The organism is Hyphomicrobium sp., from assembly GCF_047600905.1.
Lineage (GTDB): Bacteria > Pseudomonadota > Alphaproteobacteria > Rhizobiales > Hyphomicrobiaceae > Hyphomicrobium_B.
Genome location: NZ_JASGKD010000001.1, coordinates 1,111,344 through 1,135,452, shown reverse-complemented (window position 1 = coordinate 1,135,452; position 24,109 = coordinate 1,111,344). Strand labels below are relative to the sequence as shown.

The following is a 24,109-nucleotide window of genomic DNA, read 5'->3' as shown; positions in this document are numbered from 1 at the left end:
CGGGGACACCCCCGCAAATGATTGAGCCGTTCGAAGACGTTGGAGACTATGATGGAACGGGTGCCGATGACGCTTGAGGGCTATAAGAGCCTCGAAGAAGAATTGCAGCGACTGAAAGCTGTCGAGCGCCCGCGCATCATCGCCGCGATTTCCGAGGCGCGCGCCCACGGCGACCTGTCCGAGAACGCCGAATACCACGCCGCCAAGGAGCAGCAGGGTCTCAACGAAGCCCGCGTCGCCGAGATCGAGGACAAGATCAACCGTGCCGAGATCATCGACGTCACCAAGCTGTCCGGCGACACGATCAAGTTCGGCGCGACCGTTACCCTCGAGGACGAGGATTCCGGCGAGAAAGTCACCTACACGATCGTCGGCGACACCGAAGCCAACCTGCGCGACCGCAAGATTTCCATCTCGTCTCCGATTGCACGCGCACTCATCGGCAAGACGAAGGGCGAGAGCGTCGACGTCACCACGCCGAAGGGCACCCGCACACTCGAGGTCCTGCAGATCAAGTGGGGCTGAAGCTTCGTCTCGATAAATGTCATCCTCAGGCTTGTTCCGGGGATGACAAAGACCGGTCTTAGTCGTCGCCGCCTTCGAAGTACGCGGCGGCCGATTGGCATTCTTCCTTGGCGGGGACGAGATCGAACGTGCGGTCGATCCCGTTCTTGCCGGAAAGCTCGATGTCACCGCTCGAACTCTCAAGCGAAATGCCGCTGTCGCCGGTCTCGAGCTTGAGCCCCCCGCCTTTCAAGGGCGTCAGCCGGAAGACGCCGCCGTCGCCCTCCAGATAGCACTCGAAATCCGCATCGTTCGTTCGGCAGTTCGCCGCTTGCCCGATCCAATCGGATCCAGACGTCAGCATCAGCGCGAAGCCCAGGGCGAAATGGTCGGCCGAATTGGGCGTGCCATCGGAATTTTGCTTGGAAAGGTCGATCTCGATCTTTCTCACCAGCTGCATCGGATGCGCCTGTAACTCGGTCTCATCGTAGCTGCGTGCGAAGCAGGGCCGGCCATCGAGGACATTGGAAAAATAATCGTTAAACAGATCATCTGACGTCGCCGCCAGCGCCAGCGAGACATTCGGCACGATCGATAGAATGGCTGCTCTCGCCGCACGCTGAGCGAACCTGGAAAACGCCGTCATCAAACCTCCAAACGCACGCAGCGCCGCCTCATGTGCCATCCGGTCCCGCGACGCTGATCGGTACGCCGGGCTCGCGCTTCGCGCGTCGGATCGTCAGGTATGTTTTAACGCTGGCGACGTTCGGTGCCGCGGTCAATTCTTCGAGCACGAAGCTTTGGAAGCGCTGCAGATCGCGGGCGATGCACTTCAGTATGAAGTCGCTCTCGCCCGAAAGCATGTAGGCCTCACGGACGAGGGGCCAGCCGAGAACGCGATTTTCGAAGGCGCGCAGGTCCGATTCCGCCTGGTTATGCAGACGGACCATCGCGAACGCCGTCAGCGCATAGCCGAGCCTGACTTCATCGACGAGCGCGGTATAACGAGTGATGAGGCCTGCTTCTTCGAGTGCCCGGACACGGCGGAGGCACGGGGGGGCCGAAAGCCCGATACGATTGGCAAGAGCAATATTGGTGATGCGCCCGTCGGCTTGCAGCTCGCGCAAAATCCGCCAATCTGTTTCGTCGAGTTCTATTGCCATGGACCGCGCCGTCGCAGGGAGCTTAGAGTAATATCAGCAATGTCATCGAGCGGATAAAGTTTCGCAAATTTCTTTCAACACGCTTGGCCGCGCCTTTCCGGCCTTGCCGCCCATGCAACCGGAAGTTCGCCCGATATGCCCCCGCCCGACGCGCATCCATCCGCTCTTGAAGGCCGCACGGCCTGGGTCTTTTCGGATGGCAAGGCCGGGCATGAAGCGCAGTGTCTGGGCGTCGTCGAGGCGCTCGGCCTTTCCCCCGTTATCAAGCGCGTAAATTTGACGGGCATATACAAGCTGGCGGCGCCGTGGGGCCCGCTGCCACCTGGTGAAGGCATGGGAAAAGCGGGCGGCCCGCTCGGGCCCCCGTGGCCGGCATTTGCATTCGCGACGGGGCGGACGACCATTCCCTATATCCGCGCGCTCAGGCGCCGCGCAGGCGTTCAGACCTATACGGTCGTGCTGATGGACCCGAAGACCGGCCCGAATAGCGCCGATCTCATCTGGGTGCCGGAGCACGATCGCCGCCGTGGACCCAACGTCATCACGACGCTCACGGCGCCGCACCGGTTTTCAGCCGAGCGCATCGAAGCGTTGAGAGCGACCATGCCGCCCGACATCGCAGCGCTGCCTCAGCCGCGCATCGCCTGCCTGATCGGCGGTCCGAACGGCGACTACCGCTACACGCCGGAGGATGAGGATCGACTGGTCCAGGCATTGCGCGCGCTGGCCGATACCGGCGCAGGGCTGATGATCACGACGTCGCGCCGGACGCCCAGTGACGTCGCCGCCCGGCTGCAAGACTCAATCGCCGGCAAGCCCGCGATCTTTTGGAGCGGTGGCGGGGCCAATCCCTATCCCGATTTTCTCGCCCACGCCGATGCCTTCGTAATCACGGCCGACAGCGTCAGTATGGCCTGCGAAGCCGCGGCGACAGGAAAACCGATCTTCATTTTCTCACCGACCGGAGGCAGCGCGAAATTCGACCGCTTCCATGCGGCTCTCGCAGCCTATGGTGCGACGCGACCTTTGCCGCCGCCGGGCGAGCCGCTGCCGACGTGGACCTATAAGCCGCTCCACGCCGCTGAGACGATCGCCGATGAAATTCGCAAACGCTGGCAGAAACGTGCCGGGCTTTTGCCGGGCCTCATAAACGCGTCGCGCCGATAGCGGAGTTTACTTCTTCCGCTCCATGATTTTTTCGAGCTGCAGTTCCTGGATCTCCGCCAGCCGCTGCCATTGCTTGTTGATGAGGTGATCGATCTTTTCGTGCAGGTGGCGGATCTCAAGCTCCGCTTTGAGATTGACGCGATAGTCGTTGAGCGAGCGAAGCCGATCTTTGGCTTCCTGCCGCTTCTGGCTCATCATGATGATCGGCGCCTGCACCGCGGCGATCGTCGAAAGGATCAAGTTGAGCAGGATATAGGGATAGGGATCGAACGCCGATCCTGCCTTGTAGGAATTGTAGAGCATCCAGACCGCGAGAAAGCCGGAGAACACGATGAGGAAGCTCCAGCTCCCGCCGAATTCCGCCAATATGTCCGAGAGGCGCTCTCCGATCGTGCGGTCTGCGCCGAACTCGTCTTCGACGTTCTCCGAAAGCGTCTCGTGCGTTGCGAGACTGCGCGCCACCTGCGCTTCGATCTCGCTGAGATCGCCCGACTCCGCCCGCAGCAGCTCCATCACATAAAGCGAGCGATAACGGTCTAGCTCTTTGCGTGCGACGTATGCGTCGTCCTTGAGGTCCGGATAATCCTTGCGGATGCGCTCCACAAGCAAAGGCATGACGGCCGCGAGGCTGACGAGGTTGCTGCGCGAAAGTTCCTTTCCCGTTAGCGCACAGGCCAACTTCGGCTTGGTTGCCTTGCCGTTTTCGGTGCTTTGATCCGACATGCCGGTCCTTTCTCCGCGAATCCTTCCTATATACCGGCCAAGGCCGCCCGCGACACCTCGCGCAACGGTGGAACGAGATAATTGAGCTGGCCGCCGCAATCGGCTAGAAGGCCGCTCAAACCCCTTGAGCTTCAAGACATAGAGGCGCCGCTAATGGCAGCACATCAGTACGTCTACCATATGCACAAACTTTCCAAGACCTACCCGGGCGGGAAGCAGGTGCTGAAGGACATTTCGCTTTCATTTTTGCCGGGCGCCAAGATCGGCGTCGTGGGCCTCAACGGCGCCGGCAAATCGACGCTTCTGAAAATCATGGCCGGCCGCATCGACGACTTCATCGGTGAAGCCTGGGCGGCGGACGGTATCAAGGTCGGCTATCTGCCGCAGGAGCCGGAACTCGATCCTGAGAAGGATGTGCTCGGCAACGCGATGGAAGGTGTGGCGGAGAAGAAAGCAATCCTCGACCGCTATAATGAAATCGCGGCGAACTACTCCGAAGAAACTGCCGACGAGATGACAGCGCTGCAGGATCAGATCGACGCGCAAAATCTTTGGGACCTCGACGCGCAGGTCGAGCAGGCGCTCGATGCACTTCGCTCGCCGCCGGGCGACGCCGACGTCACGAAGCTGTCGGGCGGCGAGAAGCGCCGCGTGGCGCTGACCAAGCTTCTGCTGTCGAAGCCCGACATCCTGCTGCTCGACGAGCCGACCAACCATCTCGATGCTGAAAGCGTCGCGTGGCTCGAACGCTATCTGAAGGAATACTCGGGCTGCGTGATCCTGGTCACCCACGATCGCTACTTCCTCGACAACATCACCGAATGGACGCTCGAACTCGACCGCGGGCAGGGCGTGCCGTGGAAGGGCAATTATTCCGGCTGGCTCGAACAGAAGGCCAAGCGCGAGGCGACCGAGAAGGCGCAGGAAGAGAGCAAGCAGAAGGCTCTGTCGCGCGAACTCGAATGGATACGGTCTTCGCCGAAGGCGCGTCAGGCCAAGTCGAAGGCGCGTATTACCGCTTACGAAAAGCTGGCGGATGAAGCCGGTCGTGAGGAAAATGGTCGCGCCTCCATCCAGATCGCGACTGGTCCGCGCCTCGGCGGCGTCGTGATCGAGGCCGACGATCTGACGAAAGGCTTCGGCGACCGCCTGCTGATCGACGGCCTTTCCTTCAAGCTTCCGCCCGGCGGCATCGTCGGCGTCATCGGTCCGAACGGTGCCGGTAAGACGACGCTGTTCAAGATGCTGACTGGTGTCGAGAAGCCCGACAAGGGTTCGATCCGCTTAGGCGAAACCGTCAAGATCGCCTACGTCGACCAATCGCGCGCGCACTTGGACGACAAGAAGACCGTCTGGGAGGAAATCTCGGGCGGCCTCGATCAGATGCTTCTGGGCGGCAAGAAGGAAGTTCCGAGCCGCGCCTATTGCGGCTGGTTCAACTTCAAGGGCGCCGACCAGCAGAAGAAAGTCGGCATGCTGTCCGGCGGCGAACGCAACCGCGTGCATCTTGCGAAGCTCTTGAAGGAAGGCGGCAACCTGCTGCTGCTCGACGAGCCGACGAACGACCTCGATACCGAGACGCTCGGCGCGCTCGAAGCGGCGCTCGAAGATTTTCCTGGCTGCGCCGTGGTGATCTCGCACGATCGCTTTTTCCTTGATCGTCTTGCGACGCACATTCTCGCCTTCGAGGGCGACAGCCACGTCGAATGGTTCGAAGGCAACTTCGCCGACTACGAGGAAGACAAGAAGCGCCGGCTGGGCGACGAGGCCGTCGAACCCCATCGCATCAAGTTCAAGCGCTTCGAGCGGTAACGTTTCTCATCGTGTCATCCTCGGCGTCATGCCGAGGATCGATCTTTCGGCAATGGCATTGGCGGATGGATGCCCGGGATGAGCCCGAGCATCTCATTCATCCGCAGGAAGAGCGACGTCGCACGGCTAAATTTCAGCCGTTGCTGTTGTCGATGATCGGCAACTTTTTCGCCTCTTCGGCGCTGAGCGACAATTTCACGCCGTCGGTCACGCTGGTGATCTTGTCGGCGGTGATCTCGAAGACCTTGGCGTTGATGCCGGCAGGAACACCGTCCGTCACCAGGATTTCCTGAATATGACCGGCATCATCGGCTTTGATGCCGTTGATCTCGCCGATCTTCGCGCCGTCGGCCCCGAACACGGCCGCGCCGATCTGCACTTGGCTGGCGCTGATCGCACCGCCACCCTCCGCAGGCGCGGCGGCGGGAGGAGCCTCGGCCGCCGGCTGTTCCGGCTGGGCCGGGGCGACATCGGCAGCACCGCCGTTATCGGCGGGCGGAGCTGCAGCATCGCCCGCAGGCGGCGCTTCTGTGGTCCCGCTCTCGGGTGCCGGCTCGGCGGCTGGCGCTGCGGTAGACCCATCGGGGCTGGGCTCGGCTGCAGGAGCGGCTTGATCGGATGGGGCCTCGGTGCCCTCGGCGGCCGGAGCCTGCTGCTGTTCTTGCTCCTGGCTCGCAACCGGCCGTGTTTGCAGCGACCACGCGCACGCCAGAACGGCGACGAACGCCAAGCCCGATACAAAACGCCATTTAGAAAACATCATACCCCACTCCATCCCCACCCAAGACCTCACCCGCACGCATATAGAACCTATGCAGGCATATTGCTCCCCTGTGCTCTGCAACCTTGCAGGGGTGCGGCGCTTTGTCGATGCAAAGCTGGACGTAATTTGGGCGGTTGGTCCCCGACGTCAAGGCGTCGGCGCAACGAGCGGCGTACAGACAACGAACACGGCCCGGCACCAAGAGACGCCGGGCAATTCAGCGGAGATTGATCTGCCTAGCGGCTCAGAGCCAGCACGAGGGCTCGCGGGTTGTTGCCGTTCTCGGTGATGTAGTTCTGGAACAGATCATCGAGGAACGATGTCATCCAGAAGCCGACCACCTGGGCGTCGCGGACCTTGTAGCCTTCCTTGGTCTTCATCACGAGCCAGCGAATGTCGTAGCCCGAGCCGTCCGACAGCGTGATGTGGCTATCGACATTCGTGCCGCCCGCATCACCCGCGCCCTGGCCGGTGACGACCGCGCTCGTCACGACGTACTTCGGTCCCTGCGTGGCGGCGTACTTCGCGATGAAGTTGATCATGCCATTGTAATAGGCCGGGCGATCCGCCTTCGGCAGCGTCCGTGCGTGCGGTCCGAGCGCCGTCAAGCCGATGTTCTGCACGTCCATATGACGGCGAAGCACGTTGGCGTAAGCCGAAACACCGCCCTGGCGCTGGGCATACATCAACTCGTTCTGCACGCGCTGCATGTAGACCGCAGGGCTTTCGGCCCGCGCGTCGCTCGCGGAAAATCCGGCCAAGCACGCAAACAGCATCACCAGCCAGCCGGCGGAGTGAATTCGCGGCGAAGCAGCCCACCCCATGTCGAACCCTCGCATTCTTCGTCCCCTAGTCAATCCCGTGGCAACAGACGGCGATGCCGATTCTGCTACCGCAACCCAATCGAAACAAGTCTCTCGTCACGCAAGAGAAGCAACAATCACGTCAAAACGATGCCGAATGGCTACGCGGCCACAGCATTTTGACGGCACCTGGGCCGCTGGCCCAAACGTAAAGCCGGCCGGCTGGAACCACCGGCAGACTTAACAGCTGGCAAATCCTGTCGAATTCCTGTCCGCTGATCCGGTCGGCCGTCATCAGAATGACGCTGCGATTTTTATCCGGATGAACCAGGACAGCTTCCTGCCGGACGCCCGAAAGCGACGTCCGGGTATGCAGCGCGACGCCTTCGAAGCTCGCCAGCGGCGACTGCCAGAGCGCCGCGGAAAACGGCGTCCGGTCGACGACTTTGATCTGACCGTCGCGGATATCGATCAAGCGATCCGAAATCAACGCGATCAGGATGTTGCGAAGCGGCCAGATGATGAGACCGACCCAGAACACCAATGCCAGCGCCAGTTCGACCGCGACCATCGGATGCGATGCCAACGCGCCGCGTACGTCGGCGGAAGTGAGCGCGTAGACGGCAAAACCGAGCTGCGGCAGCACGATCAGCGCTGCCAGGGCGGTCATCAGAACCAGTCCCGGGATTTTCGCGAGCTTCGAGTTGGTCTGCCTTATGGTTATCGGCAAGCTGCCGGGGTCACCTGAAAATTCAACGACTTCAAAATCATGACGCTGCATGCCGCCGCTCGACCCCCGCGCGAAGAGAGGCGAACAACTTATGGTAAATATCGCTAAAAGGCGGTTAAGCCCGGATTAGGAAGAGGAAAGGTATAAACGACGATCGCCCTTGACATATAAACATATCTTTATATCTTACCGCGCATGTCGAATATCGAGCAGATGCGCACGGCAGATCTCGTCGCGGCCCTTAAGGCGGCTGCTGAACCCACGCGCCTGCGCATCCTTCTGCTGCTGGCCGGCGGCGAATTGAACGTCAAGGATCTGACCCTCATTCTGGGGCAGAGCCAGCCGCGCATCAGCCGTCATCTGAAGCTCCTTTGCGAAGCCGGACTGATCGAGCGCTTTCGCGACGGCAGCTGGGTCTACTTCCACATCTCCGACCGCCAAGCCGGGGGCCGCTTGGCTTTACGCCTCGTCGCCGATGTCGATCCTTCCGAAGCCTCCGTCCGTCGCGACCGCGAACGCGCCGAGGCCCTGAAGCGCGAACGCGAGTCCGTCGCCCAATCCTTCTTCGAAGAGCATGCCGCCGACTGGGACCGCATCCGTACGCTGCACATCGCTGAGAAGGACGTTGAAGCAGCGATGCGGCGCGCCCTCGGCGACCGCTCGTTCGAATTCTTTGTCGATCTCGGCACCGGCACCGGACGCACGCTCGAACTTTTCGCCGACCGCTTCGAACGCGGTCTTGGCCTTGACGTCAATCAGACGATGCTGACCTTCGCCCGCGCCAATTTGAAGTCCAAGGGCTGCACCAAGGCTCAGGTCAGGCACGGCGATATCTATTCTCTGTCGCTCGCCGACGGTCAGGCCGATGCCGTCGTCATGCATCAGGTTCTGCACTTCCTGTCGGATCCCGCGCTCGCCATCCGCGAAGCCGCTCGCGTTCTGGCTCCGGGCGGCAGGCTGCTGATCGTCGATTTCGCTCCGCACGGACTGGAATTTCTCCGCACGCGCGAGGCGCATGAGCGTTTGGGCTTTCCGCACGATCAGGTCGCAGGCTGGCTGCAAGACGCAGGCCTCGCCTTGCGCGCGGTCGAGGATCTGGCGCCGAAAGCCGGAAGCCGCGACGACATGCTGACGGTCACGATCTGGCTTGCGGAACGTCCCGCGACGCAGATGCCGATTACAAAAATAAGCCTACCCAAGGAAGAGGCGCGCGAGGGAGCCCGTTGATGGCGCAGAACAACGAACGAAAGAGCAAGCTGCTCGGCTCGGGCGATATCATTGCGAGCTTCGAATTTTTTCCGCCGAAGACGGAGAAGATGGAAGAGACGCTCTGGTCGGCGATTTCGCGCCTTGAGCCATTGAAGCCTGAATTCGTCTCCGTCACCTATGGTGCGGGCGGCTCTACGCGCGAGCGCACGCACGCGACCGTGACGCGGCTCCTCAAAGAAACCGATCTGAAGCCCGCAGCGCATTTGACTTGCGTCGATGCCACGAAAGACGAAGTCAACGCGGTCGCGCGCCAATACTGGAACGAAGGCGTTCGCCACATCGTCGCCCTTCGCGGCGACCCCGCCCAGGGAACCGGCGCCAAGTACGAACCCCATCCCAATGGCTATCAGAACGCCGCCGATCTCGTGTCAGGTCTGAAGCGCATCGGCGATTTCGAGATATCGGTAGCGGGCTATCCAGAGAAGCATCCGGAAAGTGTGTCGGTCGAAGCCGATCTCGACAACCTCAAGGCCAAAGTCGACGCCGGTGCCGATCGCATCATCACGCAGTTCGGCTTCGATAATGCGCATTTCCTTCGCTATCTCGAACGCGTCCGCGCCGCCGGCATCTGGGTCCCGATCTCGCCGGGCATCGTCCCGATCCATAATTTCAAGCAGGTCGCTGGCTTCGCCAAGCGCGCCGGGGCCAGTGTGCCGTCGTGGCTCGCGCGGCGCTTCGAGGGCCTCGAAGCCGATAGCGGCACATCGCATCTCGTGGCCGCCGCCGTCGCGACCGAGCAGGTGATGGACCTCGTCGACGAGGGCATCAAGAAATTCCACTTCTACACTTTGAACCGCGCCGACCTCGTTTATGCGATCTGCCATCTGCTGGGCTTGCGTCCTGGAAGAGCGGCGAACGCCAACGCGGCCTAGGCCATCATAAAAATTCGAGGTGTGCTATGAGACGGAAACCAAGCTGGGCCGCGCTGGAAAAGGCCGCAAGCGAACGCATTCTCATCATCGACGGCGCGATGGGCACGATGATCCAGCAGTACAAGCTGGGCGAAAACCATTATCGCGGCGAGCGCTTTCAGGATCACTCGAAAGACATCAAGGGCAACAACGATCTGCTCGTCCTGACGCAGCCCGAGATCATCGAAGAGATCCACGGCAAATATTTGCGCGCGCACGCCGATATCATCGAGACGAACACGTTCAACGCGCAGCGCATCTCGCTCGCCGATTATCACATGGAAGACCTCGCCTACGAGATCAACCTCGAGGCGGCGAAGCTCGCGCGCCGTGCGGCCGACGAGTGGACCAAGAAGACGCCGGAAAGGCCGCGCTTCGTCGCCGGCGCCGTCGGCCCGACGAACCGCACCGCATCGATCTCGCCCGACGTCAACAATCCGGGCTATCGCAATGTCAACTTCGACGATCTGCGCGACGCGTATAAGGAGCAGGTGCGGGGGCTCATCGACGGCGGTTCCGATATCATTCTGATCGAGACGATCTTCGACACCTTGAACGCCAAGGCTGCCGGCTTTGCCACGCTCGAAGTCTTCGAGGAGAAAGACCTCGAACTGCCGATCATGATTTCGGGCACCATCACCGACCGTTCCGGCCGCACGCTTTCCGGCCAGACTGCGGAGGCGTTCTGGTATTCGATGCGCCACCTGCGGCCGTTCTCCATCGGCTTGAATTGCGCACTCGGTGCGGAGCTGATGCGTCCCTACATCGCCGAGCTATCGCATGTTGCCGATGTCAGAATTTCCGCATACCCGAACGCCGGCCTGCCGAACGCGATGGGCGAATACGACGAAAACCCGCATGACATGGCCTGCAAGATCGAGCCGTGGCTGGCGGACGGCCTGATCAACGTCGTCGGCGGCTGCTGCGGCTCGACGCCCGATCACATCGCCCACATCGCGAGCCATGCAAAAGGCTACAAACCGCGCGCGATCACCAAAACCGAACCGCGCCTCCGCCTCTCCGGCCTCGAACCGTTCGTTCACGGATAAATGAAAACATGACAACAGCCAATGCAGCCCAGTCCTTCATCAACGTCGGAGAGCGCACGAACGTCACCGGCTCCGCGAAATTCCGCAAGCTGATCGAACAGAACGACTATGCCGGCGCGCTTGCGGTCGCGCGTCAGCAGGTCGAAGCCGGCGCCCAGATCATCGACGTCAACATGGACGAGGGCCTGCTCGATTCCGAAAAGGCCATGTCGACGTTCCTGAACCTGATCGCCTCCGAGCCCGACATCAGCCGCGTGCCGGTCATGATCGACAGCTCGAAATGGAGCGTCATCGAAGCCGGGCTCAAGTGCGTTCAAGGCAAGCCCATCGTCAACTCGATCTCGCTCAAGGAAGGCGAGGGGCCGTTTCTCGAACACGCGCGCAAGGTGCTCCGTTATGGCGCCGCCGTCGTCGTCATGGCATTCGATGAAGCAGGGCAGGCCGACACCATCGAGCGCAAGGTCTCGATTTGCCAACGCGCCTACAAGATTTTGACCGAGAAGGTCGGCTTCCCTCCGGAAGACATCATCTTCGATCCCAACATCTTCGCCGTTGCGACCGGCATCGAAGAGCACAACGGTTACGGCATCGCCTTCATCGAGGCGGCGCGGCAGATCAAGGAAAAGATGCCGCTGACGCACATTTCCGGCGGCGTCTCCAACCTGTCGTTCGCATTTCGGGGCAATGAGCCGGTGCGCCAGGCCATGCACTCGGTGTTCTTGTACTATGCCATTCAGGCCGGCATGGACATGGGCATCGTCAATGCCGGGCAGCTGACTGTCTACGACGACATTCCCGCCGAACTCCGCGAGCTTTGCGAGGACGTGATCCTCAACCGCCGCCCGGACGCCACCGATCGTCTGCTTGAAGCGGCACCAAAGTTCAAAGGCGACGGCACCGGCGCGAAGGCGAAAGAAAAAGACTTGTCATGGCGTGAGGCTCCGGTCGAAGCCCGCCTGACGCACGCGCTCGTCCACGGCATTACCGACTTCATCGAGATCGACACCGAAGAAGCCCGCGCCAAGGCTGAAAAGCCGTTGCACGTCATCGAAGGGCCGCTGATGGCTGGCATGAACGTCGTCGGCGATCTTTTCGGCGCGGGTAAGATGTTCCTGCCGCAGGTCGTGAAGTCGGCGCGCGTCATGAAGCAGGCCGTCGCTTATCTGCAACCGTTCCTCGAAGAGGAAAAAAAGGCGTCCGGCCTCGAAGCGATGCCGGCTGCCGGCAAGATCCTGATGGCGACGGTCAAGGGCGACGTTCACGACATCGGCAAGAATATCGTCGGCGTCGTGCTTCAGTGCAACAACTACGAGGTGATCGACCTCGGCGTCATGGTGCCAGCCGCCAAGATCCTTGAAACCGCGAAGAAAGAGAAGGTCGACATGATCGGCCTCTCGGGGCTCATCACGCCCTCGCTCGACGAGATGTGCTTCGTCGCGGCCGAGATGGAGCGCGAAGGCTTCTCCGTGCCGCTCCTGATCGGCGGCGCGACGACGAGCAAGGTCCACACGGCGGTTAAGATCAATCCGAACTATCATTCCGGGCAGGCGGTCTACGTGCTCGACGCCAGCCGCGCGGTCGGCGTCGTGTCGAACCTGCTGTCGGAAACGGAGAAGGCTCCTTTCGTCCAGAACATCAGATCGGAATACACAAAAGTTCGCGACGCGCATCTCGCAAACGAAGCGCGCAAGCAGCGCATCACCGTCAAGTCGGCTCGCGACAACAAGTTCGCCATCGATTGGCGGGCCTTCACGCCCGTCAAGCCGAGTTTCCTCGGCGCTCGGGCGTTTGCCAATTACGATCTTGCCTCGCTCGTGCCCTACATCGATTGGACTCCTTTCTTCCAGACCTGGGAACTCGCCGGCCGCTATCCGCAGATCCTGACCGACAATAAGGTTGGATCGGAAGCCAAGAAGCTGTTCGATGATGCCCAGGCGCTGCTGAAGCGCATCGTTGCGGAGAAGTGGTTCGCAGCTTCCGCCGTCGTCGGTTTCTGGCCGGCGAACAGCGTCGGCGACGACATCAAGCTTTTCAAGGATGAGGCCCGCACCGCTGAGCTCGCGACGCTCCATACCCTTCGCCAGCAGATCGCGCGCGATCCTTCCCGCAATCGCGCCCACACCGCACTCGCCGATTTCATCGCGCCGAAGGAGACGGGCATCGCCGATTACATTGGCGGCTTTGCCGTGACCGCCGGACTTGGCGAAGAGGAAGCCATCGAGCGCCATGTAAAGAAAACCGATGATTACACGCGCATCATGGCGAAGGCTCTGTGCGATCGTCTTGCCGAAGCGTTCGCGGAAGCAATGCACGCAAAAGTCCGCCGGGAGCTGTGGGGCTATGCCAAGGGCGAGAATTTATCGAACGAAGATCTGATCCTCGAAAAGTACAAGGGCATCCGTCCCGCACCCGGCTATCCTGCTCAGCCCGATCACACCGAAAAGGCCACGCTCTGGAAGTTGATGGACGTCGAGAAAGCCGCCGGCATCAAGCTCACCGAGAGCTACGCCATGTGGCCGGGCGCATCCGTCTCGGGCCTCTATTTCGCAAACCCCGCCAGCCACTACTTCGGCGTCGGCAAGGTCGAGCGCGATCAGGTCGAGGACTATGCGGCACGTAAAGGTTGGACGGTCGAAGAAGCCGAACGCTGGCTGGCGCCGGTCTTGAACTACGAACGGACAAGTTCCGTCGACGCCGCTGCTTGAGTAATTTGGGAACAGTCGTGCAAAAAAATCGGCGCGGTCTTCATCTGAAGCCGCGCCGTATGGTCGTTTGGCTCGCGCCAGACATCCCAGAAATAGTCCCCCGTCTCGTTGGCTCCTTGAAGCATCGTGCGTGGGATTACTGTTTCAGGCATCTCCTCCGGACGGTCGCTCTCATTAGGTCCCGAGCACGACCAAAATCACGAATCCAAACGACAATAATACCGCAAGAATGTTAAAGCTGCCTTGCAGACCCATGCCACACCTCCGAGGCCGAGATGCTTCAGAATTCGCCACACTTCCCTCGTCGAAGCGCGGCCGAAAGCTACTGAGCGCCCCACCGCGCTGACAAGAAAAAAGCATTTTGCATCGCAGGGCGTTTCGTGCGCTCGAAATCCCTAATTCGTTCGCGGCGCCAAATTCTCAAACGGGATGCACCGGGGCGGGTTCCCTCAGGCTCCAACGCCATGATGTGAAAATCGCGCGAAAAGCTGATGTTTTGAGTACAGGGCGCGCGCCGGCTGGGGTTGATTAATAAAGCTCAAATGCCGCCGCCAAGCTTAGCTTAGGCCAATGCAGCGCACAAAAATAATCCCAAAAAAAATTGCTTGCTTCTATTCCGGCTGCCAATTCGAAGCGGTTGTCTGTGTTCGAAATCGGCCGCGAGTTGCAATTCCGATCTCAAAGGCGGCCCATGCAACGTATGCGGATAATTCCGGCTCAATTATTTATTAGCCGTTTTCTCAAAAGTATTTCGGCCGTTCCGTCGGAAACCAGGCCGTCGAGGGTCGCGATCCGAACGAAGCCGAAGCGTTCATAGAAGGTGAGCGCGCCGACGTTGAATTCGGTCGCGACGACCCAGATATTCCGTGCCCGATCTTTGCGGGCCTGCGCTTCGAACCACACCAGCGCTGCGCTGCCAGCCCCTCTCTTCTGCATTCCGGGCACCACGCCCAAAAACTGCAGGTACGGTCCTCGCAGCCAGTTCTTCCGGATGCAGATTGCTCCCGCGATCTCGTCATCGACGATGATTTCGAAATGCCGGGCACCATCTTCGCTGCTAAGCAAAAACGTCGAGAGCGCTTCCGCCGTATAGCCGTAATGCACCCATGGATCGATGGCGGCGAACGCCGTCCCGAGCACTTCCGCGCTCGCGCTCGTCATCGGCTGGAAGCGGATCTCGGCCGGCATGTCAGTTTACGGCAGGAGAGGTCGCGCGAACGGCTGCTTTCGGCTTCTTCTTGCCGGCAGCTTTCGAACCCGAGGCCGGCGAAAAAGCGACTTTGGCGCCGGGCTTGGCATTGGTGTTCAAAGGCTTCTGCAGCGCCCACAGGAAGTCGTAGCGATTGACGTCGCCGGGCTTGCGATCATAGCACTCCGATTTGATCACCGGCTTTCCCATCGCCATCAGTTCGCTGACCGTGACGAACTTGAAGCCCTTGGCTTTGAGTTTGGGGATCGCGATCAACAGCGCGTCGGCTGTATGCCAGCCGCGCCCGTTGGCGTGGTTGACGATGATCGATCCGGGCTTGGCCTCGTTGACCATGGCCGCCGCGATGCGCTCGGCTGCTTCATGCGGATCGGGATCGCCGGTCGCAACGTCCCACTGGATCGCGAGCATCCCGGCGTCGTTGACGGCCTTGAGCGAGGCTTCATTGCAGGTCCCGTACGGGAAGCGGAACAGCGTTGGCAGCGGCGGAACGTCCCGCAGTCCTTCCGCCGAGGATGCCACGCACTGTTTTGAAGCCAGATCCGCGCGCGCATCCTGATAGGCCTTCTGGGGCGCGAGCACCTGCTGCCGGATCGCGGCATCGTTGAGAAGTCGAAGGTTCGCGTGCGTTTCGGTATGGTTGCCGATCTCGAACAGCGGGTCGAGCATCAGTTGCTCGGTACGCGCGCGGTGCGAGACGATCCATTTACCGCCGGCAAAGAACGTCGCCTTGACGCCCTGCTGACGCAGGTAGTCGAAAATGCGCCCGTCATAGCCGGCGATCTCGCCGCGCTGCTCGCACAGGTCGAACGTCAGCGCGATGACTTTCTCGCCTTTCGGAACATCGACGCGACGGATCGATCCTCGCAGTGCATCGGGCACCGGTTGGGCCGCCGGCAAACCATCGATCTTGATCGACGCATCGAAAGTATGCACGCCGCGCGAAACCTTCTCTTCGCCCGGAACGCCGGCGAGCAGGGCAGGAGAATAACATGCGTGCTGCAAGGCATCGTCGCGCGCGAACGCCTCCGGGCTCGCCGTGAAGGCCAACGAAGCCGCGCCGAGAGCTGCAAAAATCGCGATGCGCATGGTCGAAATCATTTGCCCTTGAATATGGGTTTTCGCTTTTCCAGAAACGCCCGGCGTCCTTCCGCGTAATCCTCGCTTCCAAAACAAGCCGCAATCGCCGCGTCGAGTTTTGCCATATCGGGATTTTCCGGACGACGCGTGAGTTCGTCGATCACTTTTTTCGCAGCCGCCACCGTCAGCGGTGCGTTGCCCGCGATCTCCTCCGCCAGCGCCCTTACGCTCGCTTCCAGCGCATCTTTCGGGACGAGCTGCGAAATGAGCCCCATGGCCTCGGCGTCCGCAGAGCGGAAACGACGACCAGTGAACAGCAGTTCCTTTGCGCGCGCCGCGGGCACGGCCGCCAGAATAGGCCGCACCCAGCGCGCGTTGTAACCAATGCCGAGCTTCGCTGCCGGGATGGCGAACTGACTGGCATCATCCGCAATGCGCATATCGCAGCAGAGCGCGATGCCAAGTCCGCCGCCGAGGCAGAATCCGTGAATCATGGCGATCGTGGGTTTCGGACATCCAATTAAAGCATTGAACGCCGCGTCGTTCAGCGCATCATAGACTTTGGCAGCGTCGCCGGTGCGCACGCTTTCGAACTCCGAAATATCGGCGCCCGCGGAAAAAGCCTTGTCTCCCGCGCCCCTGAGAACGATGACGCGAACGTCCGGATCGCCGACCGCCTCCGAAACGGCGTCCGGGATGGCCTTCCACATTGCGGCCGTCAACGCGTTCATCCGGGCAGGATTGTCGGCGGTGATCCACGCAATCGCCCCATCCTTGGCGTAGCGCAGGGCCGGGTTTGTGACGTCAGTGGCATCTGCCATATTACGGGAATCCTCTCGGTCGGTGCGGCCATTTAAGTGGCAATCGTTGGCACCGCAAACCGCCCCCAGAGCGGCAGATGCACGCGGCGGTTAGAAAGTGTATAGGTTTATGGGAAAGGCCGATTGACCGTAGTCGGCTCCAACGTTAATCGCCTGCGCTAACATATTGCAAACGGACCGGATTTGAGCCAGAGGCCGCACGTGTCGAACACCAAAACAGCGACGTCCAAGGTCCAAATCGTCGACCCGATCTGGGCGCAGATCCGGACTGAAGCCGAAGCCGCAATGAAGGCTGAACCGGCGCTCGGCAGCTTCATCTTCGCCACCATCCTCAGTCATCAGTATCTTGAGGAAGCCATCTGCCACCGGCTGGCTCAAAGGCTCAATCATACCGACGTCGATGCCGGCCTCATTTCGCAGACGTTCACCAGCGTTCTGACCGAACAGCCCGAGCTCGGCTCGATCTTTCGCGCCGATCTCCAGGCCGTCTATGATCGCGACCCGGCGTGCACCCGCTTTCTCGACCCGCTGCTTTACTTCAAAGGCTTCCATGCGCTGGTCACATATCGTTTTGCGCACGCGCTCTGGAAAAGCCGTAGGCGTGACTTCGCGCTCTACCTGCAAAGCCAGGCTTCGCGCATGTTCGCCGTCGACATTCACCCGGCCGCGCGTTTCGGCAAAGGGATCATGCTCGATCACGCCACCGGCTTCGTCGTCGGCGAGACGGCGGTCGTCGGGGACAACTGCTCGTTCCTGCATGCCGTGACGCTTGGTGGCAGCGGCAAAGAAACCGGAGACCGCCATCCTAAGATCGGCGATAACGTGCTGGTCGGCGCGGGTGCCAAGATCCTGGGGAACATCAAGGTCGGATCCTGCTCGCGCGTTGCGGCCGGCTCCGTTGTCCTCTCGGAGGTACCCCCCAACGTCACCGTCGCCGGCATTCCCGCGAAGATCGTCGGCAGCGCCGGCTGTGCCGAACCGGCCCGCTCGATGGAGCAGGGCTGGGTCGACGATTTCGGCGGACTTTAAGATCGTTCAGGAGAAAGACATTGAAAAAGGAAGAGCTCGCTCGCCTGCAGACCTATTTGCGTAAAACGCTGGGAGCGGCGTCGCTCGAGGTCAGACCGCAGCCAAAAAAGGATGATATGGCCGAGGTTTTCATCAACGGAGAGTTCATCGCCACGCTCTATCGCGAAGTTGATGACGGCGAGACCTCCTATCAGTTCCAGATGGCGATCCTCGACATGGATCTCGAAGGCGTCTGAGGCCGGACCGCGCCAATGCCTCTTTACGAACTCGACGGACAAAGCGTCACTACGCCGCCGAGCGGCGCATTCTGGGTGGCTCCGAACGCCATCCTTCTCGGCAAAGTGAAGCTGGAGGAGGAAGCGAGCGTCTGGTTCGGAGCGGTTTTGCGCGGCGATAACGAGCTGATCACGATCGGCGCCCGTTCCAACGTTCAGGACGGCTCGGTTTTGCATACCGACCCCGGCTTTCCCCTGACGATCGGCGAGGATTGCACGGTCGGCCACATGGCCATGCTGCACGGCTGCACAATCGGCAATCGAAGCCTGATCGGCATCGGCAGCATCATCATGAACGGCGCCAAAATCGGCGAGGAATGCGTGATCGGCGCCGGAGCGCTCGTTCCGGAAGGCAAGGAAATTCCGGCCCGCTCAATGGTGCTCGGATCGCCCGGCAAGATCGTGCGCCAGTTGAGCGATGAGGAAGTCGAGCGCTTCGGACGGGGCGCAAAGCGTTATGTTGCCAACTGGAAGCGCTACGCCAAGGGTCTCGTCCCACAGGACTGACCGGTGCTCTCTGGTCCTCTCCGGAACGAAGTTCGCACAAAAAAGCGGACCGGCGCTGGGGGCACGCGGTCCGCTATGAACAGGTCCGGGTCACGTTGGGGAACGGAGGGGGGCCGGGCCTGCGAAATCTAGATGGTTATCCGCTGCGATCGCTCAGGGAAAATTCGGCATCGGATCGAACAGAGAGGCCGGATCGACCGACTGCACACCCGACAACGCCGACGGCGTGGAAGCGTCATTCGGATCGAGCGAAACCCAAACCTTCGGATCCATGTACGACTGCCGCATCACGTAGTGATAAGGCGTCTGGTTCCAAAGCCGTACGACGTCGACCTTGTTGTCGAGAATGAAGTCGCCCTGCGTGGTCCGCGCGGTGAGGACGGCGTGGCCTTCGTTCTTCTCATCCCGAACGACCGTCATCAGGAGCACGCCCGACGGCCATCCGTGTGCGATCAGGCGATGCCGTTTGAGAAGCGCATAGTCCTCGCAGTCGCCACGGGTCTTGGGCAGCGTCCAATACTCCGCTACACCGTAGACTTCCATGTCGGTTGCAGGCTCGATCTCGTGATTGACCGAACGGTTGATCTCGTCGAGCTCGCTCAGAGCCTGCGGTGTCGCCTGGAACCGGGAGTCATCCGAAGAGGTGACGATGCACTCCTGAGGCATCCGCTCGCAGAAGGCAACAAAGCCATAGGGAGGCTGCGAACTGCCATAAACACGCATGAATTCCGGTGCCCGGGTCGCCGGAGTGACAACTGCGACCTGTTGCGCCGCCGCCGGCAACGCTGCACCAAATAACCACACCGCCACCGAGATGGCTACGCTACCGTACTTCATGAAACGCCCTCGAACACGGTACGATACTCTACGCGATACAGCTGGTTTTAGCATGAATACCCGCCGCGGCATTCCTGCTAAATTTGCATAAAAATTTAAGTTCAGGATTTTGGCAACTCGGCGAGCAATTTGAGGCATCACACAACCAACGCATAACTTTCAGAGGAACCTGTCGCGCAACGCCTCTGGCGAAAGCAACGACAGAAACTGCAGACCAATTCCGTGTTCGTGGTGGCGCCGAACGATGGCTCGTGTCTTCCCGGCGACAACGAAGCTGCCGATCGGCGGGCGGGCAGGCGTGCCAATCGATGCACCAGATGCTGAAAGATCGAGCAGTTCGACGTCGATAATGACGCCATCTTCGACCCTCAACGTCGTGCGTCGCCCGCGAGTTCCGATCCGTTCATGGATGCGGCTGGTCTCGGCGGGAAAATCATCCTTGTTGATGAGCCACATAATCTGCGCGGCGAGTTTTTCGCGCTTGTGCTCGGTAATCTTGTAAACGAATGCGAAACCATCTGGAGTTGCGCGCGCGACCACGCCTTCGAAACCCCCAAGGTGATCGAAATAGACGACGACCCGTTCTCCGACTTCAGGAGTAATCGAGCTGATGACAGCCGCCCCGCCGACGGAAACGTCCTTCGAGCGGCAGGTGTATTCGCTGCGGTCGGCGCGCATGAAGCGCCCGGCGATCGAAACCGGCAGGCGGCGGTGCTTGCGCATTTCGCCCGCGTTGACCGCATCGGCCGAATACCGGACGTCCCGGATGATGCTCGCATGCGCGGCCATGACCGCCCCTTAGACTACTGACGACAAGTGGTCCTGTGGGCGCTCTCCGCATTGTCAAGGCTCGAAAAACACCCGCGCTAAGTATGCGGGGACGGTCCTTAATGAAGCTCTAACCGACGCACCAAATTCGCCTGCGACGGCATGGCGGACCTGGAGATCAAGAGAGGATTACCGATCGTCGCCGAACTGGTTCAGTCCGCCGTCGTAGACGCGGAACTGCCGCCTGGCCGATCGCACGATGCGCGCCTCGCGCTGGCGATGCAGAACCGGAACTTGAGCTTGGGTCGAATGCTCCGCGAATGCAGGCGAGCCGTCCGGCCAGATGATCTCATGATGGATGAGCTTGCGCTTCGTAAGCGGCAGGCTGCCGAGCCAGCCCGGCTTGTCGACCGGCGCGACCGACCCGAGAAAGCGTTCGACGGAATCGCGCGTGTGGGTCAGAGGCAGGATCAGGATTTCGAATGCCGCCGTCATGCCGTCATCGCTGCTGGCGGCAATTTGAAAAACGCCGACGGCACAGCGCGCCGCAACAATATCCATTTGGTCTTGCAGCGTCCTGCGGTCTTCGGCGTCGAACAGCTCGAAAAGATTTCTGCCGCGCAACTCGAGCCCGAGCACTTCGGCGATGCGCGTACCGGCAAGCCGAAAACGAACGTTGCCGGCATCGATCCGCTCGAGAATGAATGCATCAGGAAGATTGTTCGCGATCCGCGACGGTTCGATCTCGAACCGCTTCGGCGCCGGACGGCTGCCGCGCAAAGCGTTCCAATACGAATATAGCGACCTGCTGACGGCTTCCTGCATGCTCACGCGTACGACCCTGAATTTCCGCGAGATGAGAGCTTGCGTTAACGTTCGCCCTCGTCCCATTTCGGAGCATGCCGCGACTTTGGCCGCCCCCTCATACGCGACAGGAGCATCCTTCGTGCCAGCAAAGGGAAGGGAACGGCTATCCGCCTTGTGTGGTGTTGCCCGAGGTCGTTCGAACCGTTAACTACGGGCGTTCAGACTAATCGCGCTTCCTCGCATTAAAGTGGGACGTCACCGTGAGCCGCCAACCGATTTTCAACGTCCCGGGCGCCGTGCTGGGCACGCTCGCCGTCTTGATTGCCGTCGATTTCGCTTTGTCGCTTTTATCGCCGGAACGGTACACGTGGTGGGTTCTGGCGCTCGCCTTCATACCGGCGCGCTATTCAGGACTGGCTGACCAGATCCCAGGCGGCAGCACCGCGGAAGTAACTTCGTTCATCACGCACATGATGGTTCACGCCGATGCCACGCACTTAGCGTTCAACGGCCTTTGGCTCCTCGCGTTCGGATCCGTTCTCTGCTCCCGAATGGGAGGATTCCGTTTCCTCGCCTTCTCAATTTCAGGAGGCATAGCGGGCGCACTCCTGTTCCTATTGTTCAATCCGGGTCTGGCGGCACCGGTGATCGGCGCCTCCGGCGCAGTCTCGGCGATGATGGGCGGCGTCATGCGCTTTCTCTTCAACGCGATCGATCGCGGCGAGGGCTATCTGCTCCGCAATCAACCATCCGCGATACCTGCCGTCTCGATCGTGGGCGCCTTCCGCGACAGCCGCATCGTTTTGGCCTCGATTGTCTTCCTCGCCATTAACCTGCTCGCCATCGTCGGCTTCGGAAAATTCGGCGAGACCGGAACGATCGCATGGGAAGCGCACATCGGTGGTTACCTGTTTGGCCTCCTCGCATTCGGAGCTTTTGACCGTTCAGATTTGAGTGCGACGCAAAATGATCTGCCGCCTACAGCAGATTTCGAATGAAAGCTTGCAATCCCGTAAGAATTGCCTCAGCCTTCCGTCATTCCGCCGTTAGAGCGGAACGTTTTTGGGTGAGAAACGCAGCGGAATGCCGGCGGAAGACCGGGCAAGCTTGCGGCCTATAGGTGACGCGCAGGCGCGCGGTCGTGCTTCCAGTTCGGCAACCAACCGAGCACGGAGCGAAGCTTATGATCATCGGACAAATATTGAAGTCCAAGGGGCGAAGCGTCATGACCGCGGCGCCCGATGACTTGATTCAAGAGATAACCCTACGTCTCGCCAGTCGTAAAATCGGCGCCATCATCATTCTCGAAGGCAGCAAGGTCGTCGGCATCATTTCGGAACGCGATATCATCCGTCTTGTCGCCGAGCATGGTGCGAAGGCCCTCTCGATGTCCGCCAGGGACGGAATGACTCGTGACGTCATCTCGTGCTCGCGCGACTGCACGCTCGACGAGATCATGGAAACGATGACGAAGGGCCGCTTCCGCCATCTGCCCGTCATCGAAGATGGCAACCTGGTCGGCATCATCTCGATCGGTGACGTCGTCAAGCACCACACCGCGGAGGTCGAACTCGAAGTCACCGCGATGCGCGGTTATTTGGCGACCGGCTGAAACTCGATCGCGGAGGTGCGCTCGACATCTCCGCGAGAGCGCCGGGGATCGCAGGTTTCGATCTCACGGATCATGTCGTCGAGTTGGCGCTCGACGGCGTGCATGCCTCGCTCGATCAACTCTTGGGCACGATGAAAGTCGAAGAGGCCCACGTCCTGAAGTCTCGGAGAAATCATCGCGTCGGGGGGATCGCCGGCCAGACGCGAGCGCGCGATCCTGTCCTGCACGATATTGAGCGCATCGACCATCACGGTTGAAATGCCAGGAGCGCCGTCGCCTTTGCCGAGGATCTGGCGCTGCAACAGACCTCGAACGCCGGTCTTGCCTTCGCTTTCCGCGGCCGCTGCGGCGCGCAACTGCTCGTCCGCCTCCGACAGAATGGCATCGGGCGATGAAATCACGCTGCCCCGCCCGAGAATGTCGAAGTTCAAATTGACTGCGATGACGAAGCGGGCGCCGAGTGCCCGGCAGACGGAAACAGGGATCGGATTGACGAGAGCGCCGTCGAACAGCCAGCGTCCGCCGACCTTCACGGGCTTGAACACGCCGGGCAGCGCGTAGGAAGCGCGAACAGCTTCGACCAGCCGGCCGCGCGACAGCCAATGCTCATGCCCAGTGCCGATCTCGGTCGCCACTGCCGTAAAGCGCGTCGGAAGATCTTCGATGTTGCGGTCGCCGAGATGCTGCTCGAGCCTTTCGCACAGGCGTTGACCTGTGATGAGCCCCGTGCCGGCAAAATTGAAATCGAGGTAGCCGAAGATGCGTTTCGGAGTCAGCTCGCGCGCCCAGCGCTCCAGATTTTCGAGATGGCCCGCCGCGTAGCAACCGCCGACGACCGCTCCGATGGAAGTGCCGACGATGACGTCGGGACGGATGCCGTGGCGTTCAAGCGCTTTCAAAACGCCGATGTGCGCCCATCCGCGCGCCGCGCCGCCGCCGAGTGCTAATCCGATTCTAACGCCGGCCCGGCCAAGCACGATGGCACTCCGTTACCGCACCTCTGCTGCTGCCACTGCGGGCAGCACAACGCACAGGCTACCGCTGGCCGATTAAGGTCTGGCTACCAACAGGTAAGCAAGGAATGAATGGCGGTAGCGGAAACGCGCGCCTCAAGCGCTGAAGATCAGACTTTCGGCACTTTGGGAGCGGGGAGGGGGGCAAATTCAAGAACCGCATTTTTTGCATCGGCAGGCTCTACAACCCGCCGATAGAAGCAGGACCGCTCGCCGGTGTGGCAGGCGACGCCGTCGCCCTGAACCTCGGCCGCGATCCAAACGACGTCCTGGTCGCAATCGGTCCGCAGCTCTATGACCTTGAGCAGATTGCCGCTTTCCTCGCCTTTCTTCCACAGCTTGCCGCGCGAGCGGCTCCAGAAGTGGGCGATACCAGTGGCGATCGTTTCGTTGAGAGCGGTCTCGTTCATGTAGGCGAACATCAGGACATCGCCTGACCGCTGATCCGTGACGATCGCGGGGATGAGCCCCTCCGGACTGAATTTCGGCTTGAACGACCGCGTTGTCTCAATTGTCTCTGTCATTCCGCCTGAACTCTTTGAACCGCCGCTGGT

Annotated in this window: 24 protein-coding genes and 1 pseudogene; 11 read left to right on the top strand and 14 right to left on the bottom strand. The window is 60.8% G+C overall.

Going from position 1 to position 24,109, the window contains the following annotated elements; genetic code table 11:
• The first annotated feature begins 51 nt into the window (after positions 1-51).
• A complete protein-coding gene (gene greA, locus QM780_RS05650) occupies positions 52-525 on the top strand; it encodes a transcription elongation factor GreA (protein WP_415071975.1) in 474 nt (157 codons plus the stop codon).
• A 58-nt stretch (positions 526-583) separates the two neighbouring features.
• On the opposite strand, the gene QM780_RS05645 is transcribed toward greA, so the two are convergent.
• Positions 584-1,150, bottom strand: coding sequence for a hypothetical protein (locus tag QM780_RS05645; RefSeq protein WP_415069507.1), 567 nt, complete (start codon positions 1,148-1,150; stop codon positions 584-586).
• Between the two features lie 28 nt (positions 1,151-1,178).
• Positions 1,179-1,667, bottom strand: a complete 489-nt coding sequence (locus QM780_RS05640) for an Lrp/AsnC family transcriptional regulator (protein WP_415069506.1) — start codon at positions 1,665-1,667, stop codon at positions 1,179-1,181.
• A gap of 135 nt (positions 1,668-1,802) precedes the next feature.
• On the opposite strand from QM780_RS05640, the gene QM780_RS05635 reads away from it, so the two are divergent.
• Complete coding sequence (locus QM780_RS05635; protein ID WP_415069505.1) at positions 1,803-2,834, top strand: mitochondrial fission ELM1 family protein; 1,032 nt, start codon at positions 1,803-1,805, stop codon at positions 2,832-2,834.
• Positions 2,835-2,840: 6 nt separating this feature from the next.
• On the opposite strand, the gene QM780_RS05630 is transcribed toward QM780_RS05635, so the two are convergent.
• Positions 2,841-3,557: a DUF1003 domain-containing protein gene (locus tag QM780_RS05630; protein ID WP_415069504.1), complete on the bottom strand. Its 717-nt coding sequence runs from the start codon at positions 3,555-3,557 to the stop codon at positions 2,841-2,843.
• Positions 3,558-3,710: 153 nt separating this feature from the next.
• On the opposite strand from QM780_RS05630, the gene ettA reads away from it, so the two are divergent.
• Entirely contained in the window at positions 3,711-5,369 is a 1,659-nt protein-coding gene (ettA, locus tag QM780_RS05625; RefSeq protein WP_415069503.1) for an energy-dependent translational throttle protein EttA, read from the top strand.
• 133 nt (positions 5,370-5,502) lie between these two features.
• Here the strand turns inward: ettA and QM780_RS05620 are convergent, their stop codons facing one another.
• The 3 genes from QM780_RS05620 to QM780_RS05610 form a co-directional block, all read right to left on the bottom strand.
• Positions 5,503-6,132: a PRC-barrel domain-containing protein gene (locus QM780_RS05620; protein ID WP_415069502.1), complete on the bottom strand. Its 630-nt coding sequence runs from the start codon at positions 6,130-6,132 to the stop codon at positions 5,503-5,505.
• Between the two features lie 236 nt (positions 6,133-6,368).
• Complete coding sequence (locus QM780_RS05615; RefSeq protein WP_415069501.1) at positions 6,369-6,956, bottom strand: ABC transporter substrate-binding protein; 588 nt, start codon at positions 6,954-6,956, stop codon at positions 6,369-6,371.
• A 121-nt stretch (positions 6,957-7,077) separates the two neighbouring features.
• Positions 7,078-7,716 carry a hypothetical protein gene (locus QM780_RS05610; protein ID WP_415069500.1) on the bottom strand — a complete coding sequence of 213 codons (639 nt, stop codon included), beginning with the start codon at positions 7,714-7,716 and terminating at the stop codon, positions 7,078-7,080.
• A 144-nt stretch (positions 7,717-7,860) separates the two neighbouring features.
• On the opposite strand from QM780_RS05610, the gene QM780_RS05605 reads away from it, so the two are divergent.
• From QM780_RS05605 to metH, 3 genes and pseudogenes are all read left to right on the top strand, one after another.
• Positions 7,861-8,892 carry an ArsR/SmtB family transcription factor gene (locus QM780_RS05605; protein WP_415069499.1) on the top strand — a complete coding sequence of 344 codons (1,032 nt, stop codon included), beginning with the start codon at positions 7,861-7,863 and terminating at the stop codon, positions 8,890-8,892.
• Complete coding sequence (gene metF, locus QM780_RS05600) at positions 8,892-9,806, top strand: methylenetetrahydrofolate reductase [NAD(P)H] (RefSeq protein WP_415069498.1); 915 nt, start codon at positions 8,892-8,894, stop codon at positions 9,804-9,806. The genes QM780_RS05605 and metF overlap by 1 nt, the downstream gene beginning before the upstream one ends.
• Positions 9,807-9,832: 26 nt before the next feature.
• A pseudogene (metH, locus tag QM780_RS05595) lies at positions 9,833-13,599 on the top strand (methionine synthase).
• A 717-nt stretch (positions 13,600-14,316) separates the two neighbouring features.
• Here metH and QM780_RS05590 read toward each other — a convergent pair.
• From QM780_RS05590 to QM780_RS05580, 3 genes are read right to left on the bottom strand one after another with little or no spacing between them, the layout of a single operon-like run.
• Positions 14,317-14,787, bottom strand: a complete 471-nt coding sequence (locus QM780_RS05590) for a GNAT family N-acetyltransferase (protein ID WP_415069497.1) — start codon at positions 14,785-14,787, stop codon at positions 14,317-14,319.
• 1 nt (position 14,788) lies between these two features.
• On the bottom strand, positions 14,789-15,895 hold the full coding sequence (locus QM780_RS05585; protein WP_415069496.1) for a polysaccharide deacetylase family protein: 1,107 nt from the start codon (positions 15,893-15,895) through the stop codon (positions 14,789-14,791).
• 8 nt (positions 15,896-15,903) lie between these two features.
• Positions 15,904-16,707, bottom strand: coding sequence for an enoyl-CoA hydratase (locus tag QM780_RS05580; protein ID WP_415069495.1), 804 nt, complete (start codon positions 16,705-16,707; stop codon positions 15,904-15,906).
• A gap of 201 nt (positions 16,708-16,908) precedes the next feature.
• Here QM780_RS05580 and cysE point away from each other — a divergent pair, with 201 nt between their 5' ends.
• From cysE to QM780_RS05565, 3 genes are read left to right on the top strand one after another with little or no spacing between them, the layout of a single operon-like run.
• Complete coding sequence (gene cysE, locus QM780_RS05575) at positions 16,909-17,736, top strand: serine O-acetyltransferase (protein ID WP_415069494.1); 828 nt, start codon at positions 16,909-16,911, stop codon at positions 17,734-17,736.
• A 20-nt stretch (positions 17,737-17,756) separates the two neighbouring features.
• Positions 17,757-17,972 (top strand): DUF3126 family protein, encoded by a 216-nt coding sequence (locus tag QM780_RS05570; protein WP_415069493.1) that lies wholly within the window; start codon positions 17,757-17,759, stop codon positions 17,970-17,972.
• Positions 17,973-17,987: 15 nt separating this feature from the next.
• A complete protein-coding gene (locus QM780_RS05565; RefSeq protein ID WP_415069492.1) occupies positions 17,988-18,518 on the top strand; it encodes a gamma carbonic anhydrase family protein in 531 nt (176 codons plus the stop codon).
• A gap of 153 nt (positions 18,519-18,671) precedes the next feature.
• Here the strand turns inward: QM780_RS05565 and QM780_RS05560 are convergent, their stop codons facing one another.
• The 3 genes from QM780_RS05560 to QM780_RS05550 all read right to left on the bottom strand — a co-directional run bounded on the left by QM780_RS05560 (position 18,672) and on the right by QM780_RS05550 (position 20,948).
• The gene (locus QM780_RS05560; protein WP_415069491.1) at positions 18,672-19,355 is read right to left on the bottom strand and encodes a transglutaminase-like cysteine peptidase; all 684 of its coding nucleotides are present in this window, start codon (positions 19,353-19,355) and stop codon (positions 18,672-18,674) included.
• Between the two features lie 159 nt (positions 19,356-19,514).
• A complete protein-coding gene (locus QM780_RS05555; protein WP_415069490.1) occupies positions 19,515-20,144 on the bottom strand; it encodes a PilZ domain-containing protein in 630 nt (209 codons plus the stop codon).
• Positions 20,145-20,312: 168 nt separating this feature from the next.
• Positions 20,313-20,948, bottom strand: coding sequence for a PAS domain-containing protein (locus QM780_RS05550; RefSeq protein WP_415071974.1), 636 nt, complete (start codon positions 20,946-20,948; stop codon positions 20,313-20,315).
• A gap of 242 nt (positions 20,949-21,190) precedes the next feature.
• Here QM780_RS05550 and QM780_RS05545 point away from each other — a divergent pair, with 242 nt between their 5' ends.
• The gene (locus tag QM780_RS05545; protein ID WP_415069489.1) at positions 21,191-21,928 is read left to right on the top strand and encodes a rhomboid family intramembrane serine protease; all 738 of its coding nucleotides are present in this window, start codon (positions 21,191-21,193) and stop codon (positions 21,926-21,928) included.
• A 185-nt stretch (positions 21,929-22,113) separates the two neighbouring features.
• Positions 22,114-22,542, top strand: coding sequence for a CBS domain-containing protein (locus QM780_RS05540; RefSeq protein WP_415069488.1), 429 nt, complete (start codon positions 22,114-22,116; stop codon positions 22,540-22,542).
• On the opposite strand, the gene QM780_RS05535 is transcribed toward QM780_RS05540, so the two are convergent.
• Positions 22,524-23,519, bottom strand: coding sequence for a patatin-like phospholipase family protein (locus QM780_RS05535; protein ID WP_415069487.1), 996 nt, complete (start codon positions 23,517-23,519; stop codon positions 22,524-22,526). The two genes, QM780_RS05540 and QM780_RS05535, sit on opposite strands and share 19 nt — an antisense overlap.
• A 146-nt stretch (positions 23,520-23,665) precedes the next feature.
• The gene (hisI, locus tag QM780_RS05530; RefSeq protein ID WP_415069486.1) at positions 23,666-24,079 is read right to left on the bottom strand and encodes a phosphoribosyl-AMP cyclohydrolase; all 414 of its coding nucleotides are present in this window, start codon (positions 24,077-24,079) and stop codon (positions 23,666-23,668) included.
• Between the last annotated feature and the right edge of the window lie 30 nt (positions 24,080-24,109).

Excerpts from the sequence above, each read along its gene's own strand:
- greA (WP_415071975.1), top strand. The coding sequence starts at position 52 with ATGGAACGGGTGCCGATGACGCTTGAGGGCTATAAGAGCCTCGAAGAA.
- QM780_RS05645 (WP_415069507.1), bottom strand. The coding sequence starts at position 1,150 with ATGACGGCGTTTTCCAGGTTCGCTCAGCGTGCGGCGAGAGCAGCCATT.
- QM780_RS05640 (WP_415069506.1), bottom strand. The coding sequence starts at position 1,667 with ATGGCAATAGAACTCGACGAAACAGATTGGCGGATTTTGCGCGAGCTG.
- QM780_RS05635 (WP_415069505.1), top strand. The coding sequence starts at position 1,803 with ATGCCCCCGCCCGACGCGCATCCATCCGCTCTTGAAGGCCGCACGGCC.
- QM780_RS05630 (WP_415069504.1), bottom strand. The coding sequence starts at position 3,557 with ATGTCGGATCAAAGCACCGAAAACGGCAAGGCAACCAAGCCGAAGTTG.
- ettA (WP_415069503.1), top strand. The coding sequence starts at position 3,711 with ATGGCAGCACATCAGTACGTCTACCATATGCACAAACTTTCCAAGACC.
- QM780_RS05620 (WP_415069502.1), bottom strand. The coding sequence starts at position 6,132 with ATGATGTTTTCTAAATGGCGTTTTGTATCGGGCTTGGCGTTCGTCGCC.
- QM780_RS05615 (WP_415069501.1), bottom strand. The coding sequence starts at position 6,956 with ATGGGGTGGGCTGCTTCGCCGCGAATTCACTCCGCCGGCTGGCTGGTG.
- QM780_RS05610 (WP_415069500.1), bottom strand. The coding sequence starts at position 7,716 with ATGCAGCGTCATGATTTTGAAGTCGTTGAATTTTCAGGTGACCCCGGC.
- QM780_RS05605 (WP_415069499.1), top strand. The coding sequence starts at position 7,861 with ATGTCGAATATCGAGCAGATGCGCACGGCAGATCTCGTCGCGGCCCTT.
- metF (WP_415069498.1), top strand. The coding sequence starts at position 8,892 with ATGGCGCAGAACAACGAACGAAAGAGCAAGCTGCTCGGCTCGGGCGAT.
- QM780_RS05590 (WP_415069497.1), bottom strand. The coding sequence starts at position 14,787 with ATGCCGGCCGAGATCCGCTTCCAGCCGATGACGAGCGCGAGCGCGGAA.
- QM780_RS05585 (WP_415069496.1), bottom strand. The coding sequence starts at position 15,895 with ATGCGCATCGCGATTTTTGCAGCTCTCGGCGCGGCTTCGTTGGCCTTC.
- QM780_RS05580 (WP_415069495.1), bottom strand. The coding sequence starts at position 16,707 with ATGGCAGATGCCACTGACGTCACAAACCCGGCCCTGCGCTACGCCAAG.
- QM780_RS05565 (WP_415069492.1), top strand. The coding sequence starts at position 17,988 with ATGCCTCTTTACGAACTCGACGGACAAAGCGTCACTACGCCGCCGAGC.
- QM780_RS05560 (WP_415069491.1), bottom strand. The coding sequence starts at position 19,355 with ATGAAGTACGGTAGCGTAGCCATCTCGGTGGCGGTGTGGTTATTTGGT.
- QM780_RS05555 (WP_415069490.1), bottom strand. The coding sequence starts at position 20,144 with ATGGCCGCGCATGCGAGCATCATCCGGGACGTCCGGTATTCGGCCGAT.
- QM780_RS05550 (WP_415071974.1), bottom strand. The coding sequence starts at position 20,948 with ATGCAGGAAGCCGTCAGCAGGTCGCTATATTCGTATTGGAACGCTTTG.
- QM780_RS05540 (WP_415069488.1), top strand. The coding sequence starts at position 22,114 with ATGATCATCGGACAAATATTGAAGTCCAAGGGGCGAAGCGTCATGACC.
- hisI (WP_415069486.1), bottom strand. The coding sequence starts at position 24,079 with ATGACAGAGACAATTGAGACAACGCGGTCGTTCAAGCCGAAATTCAGT.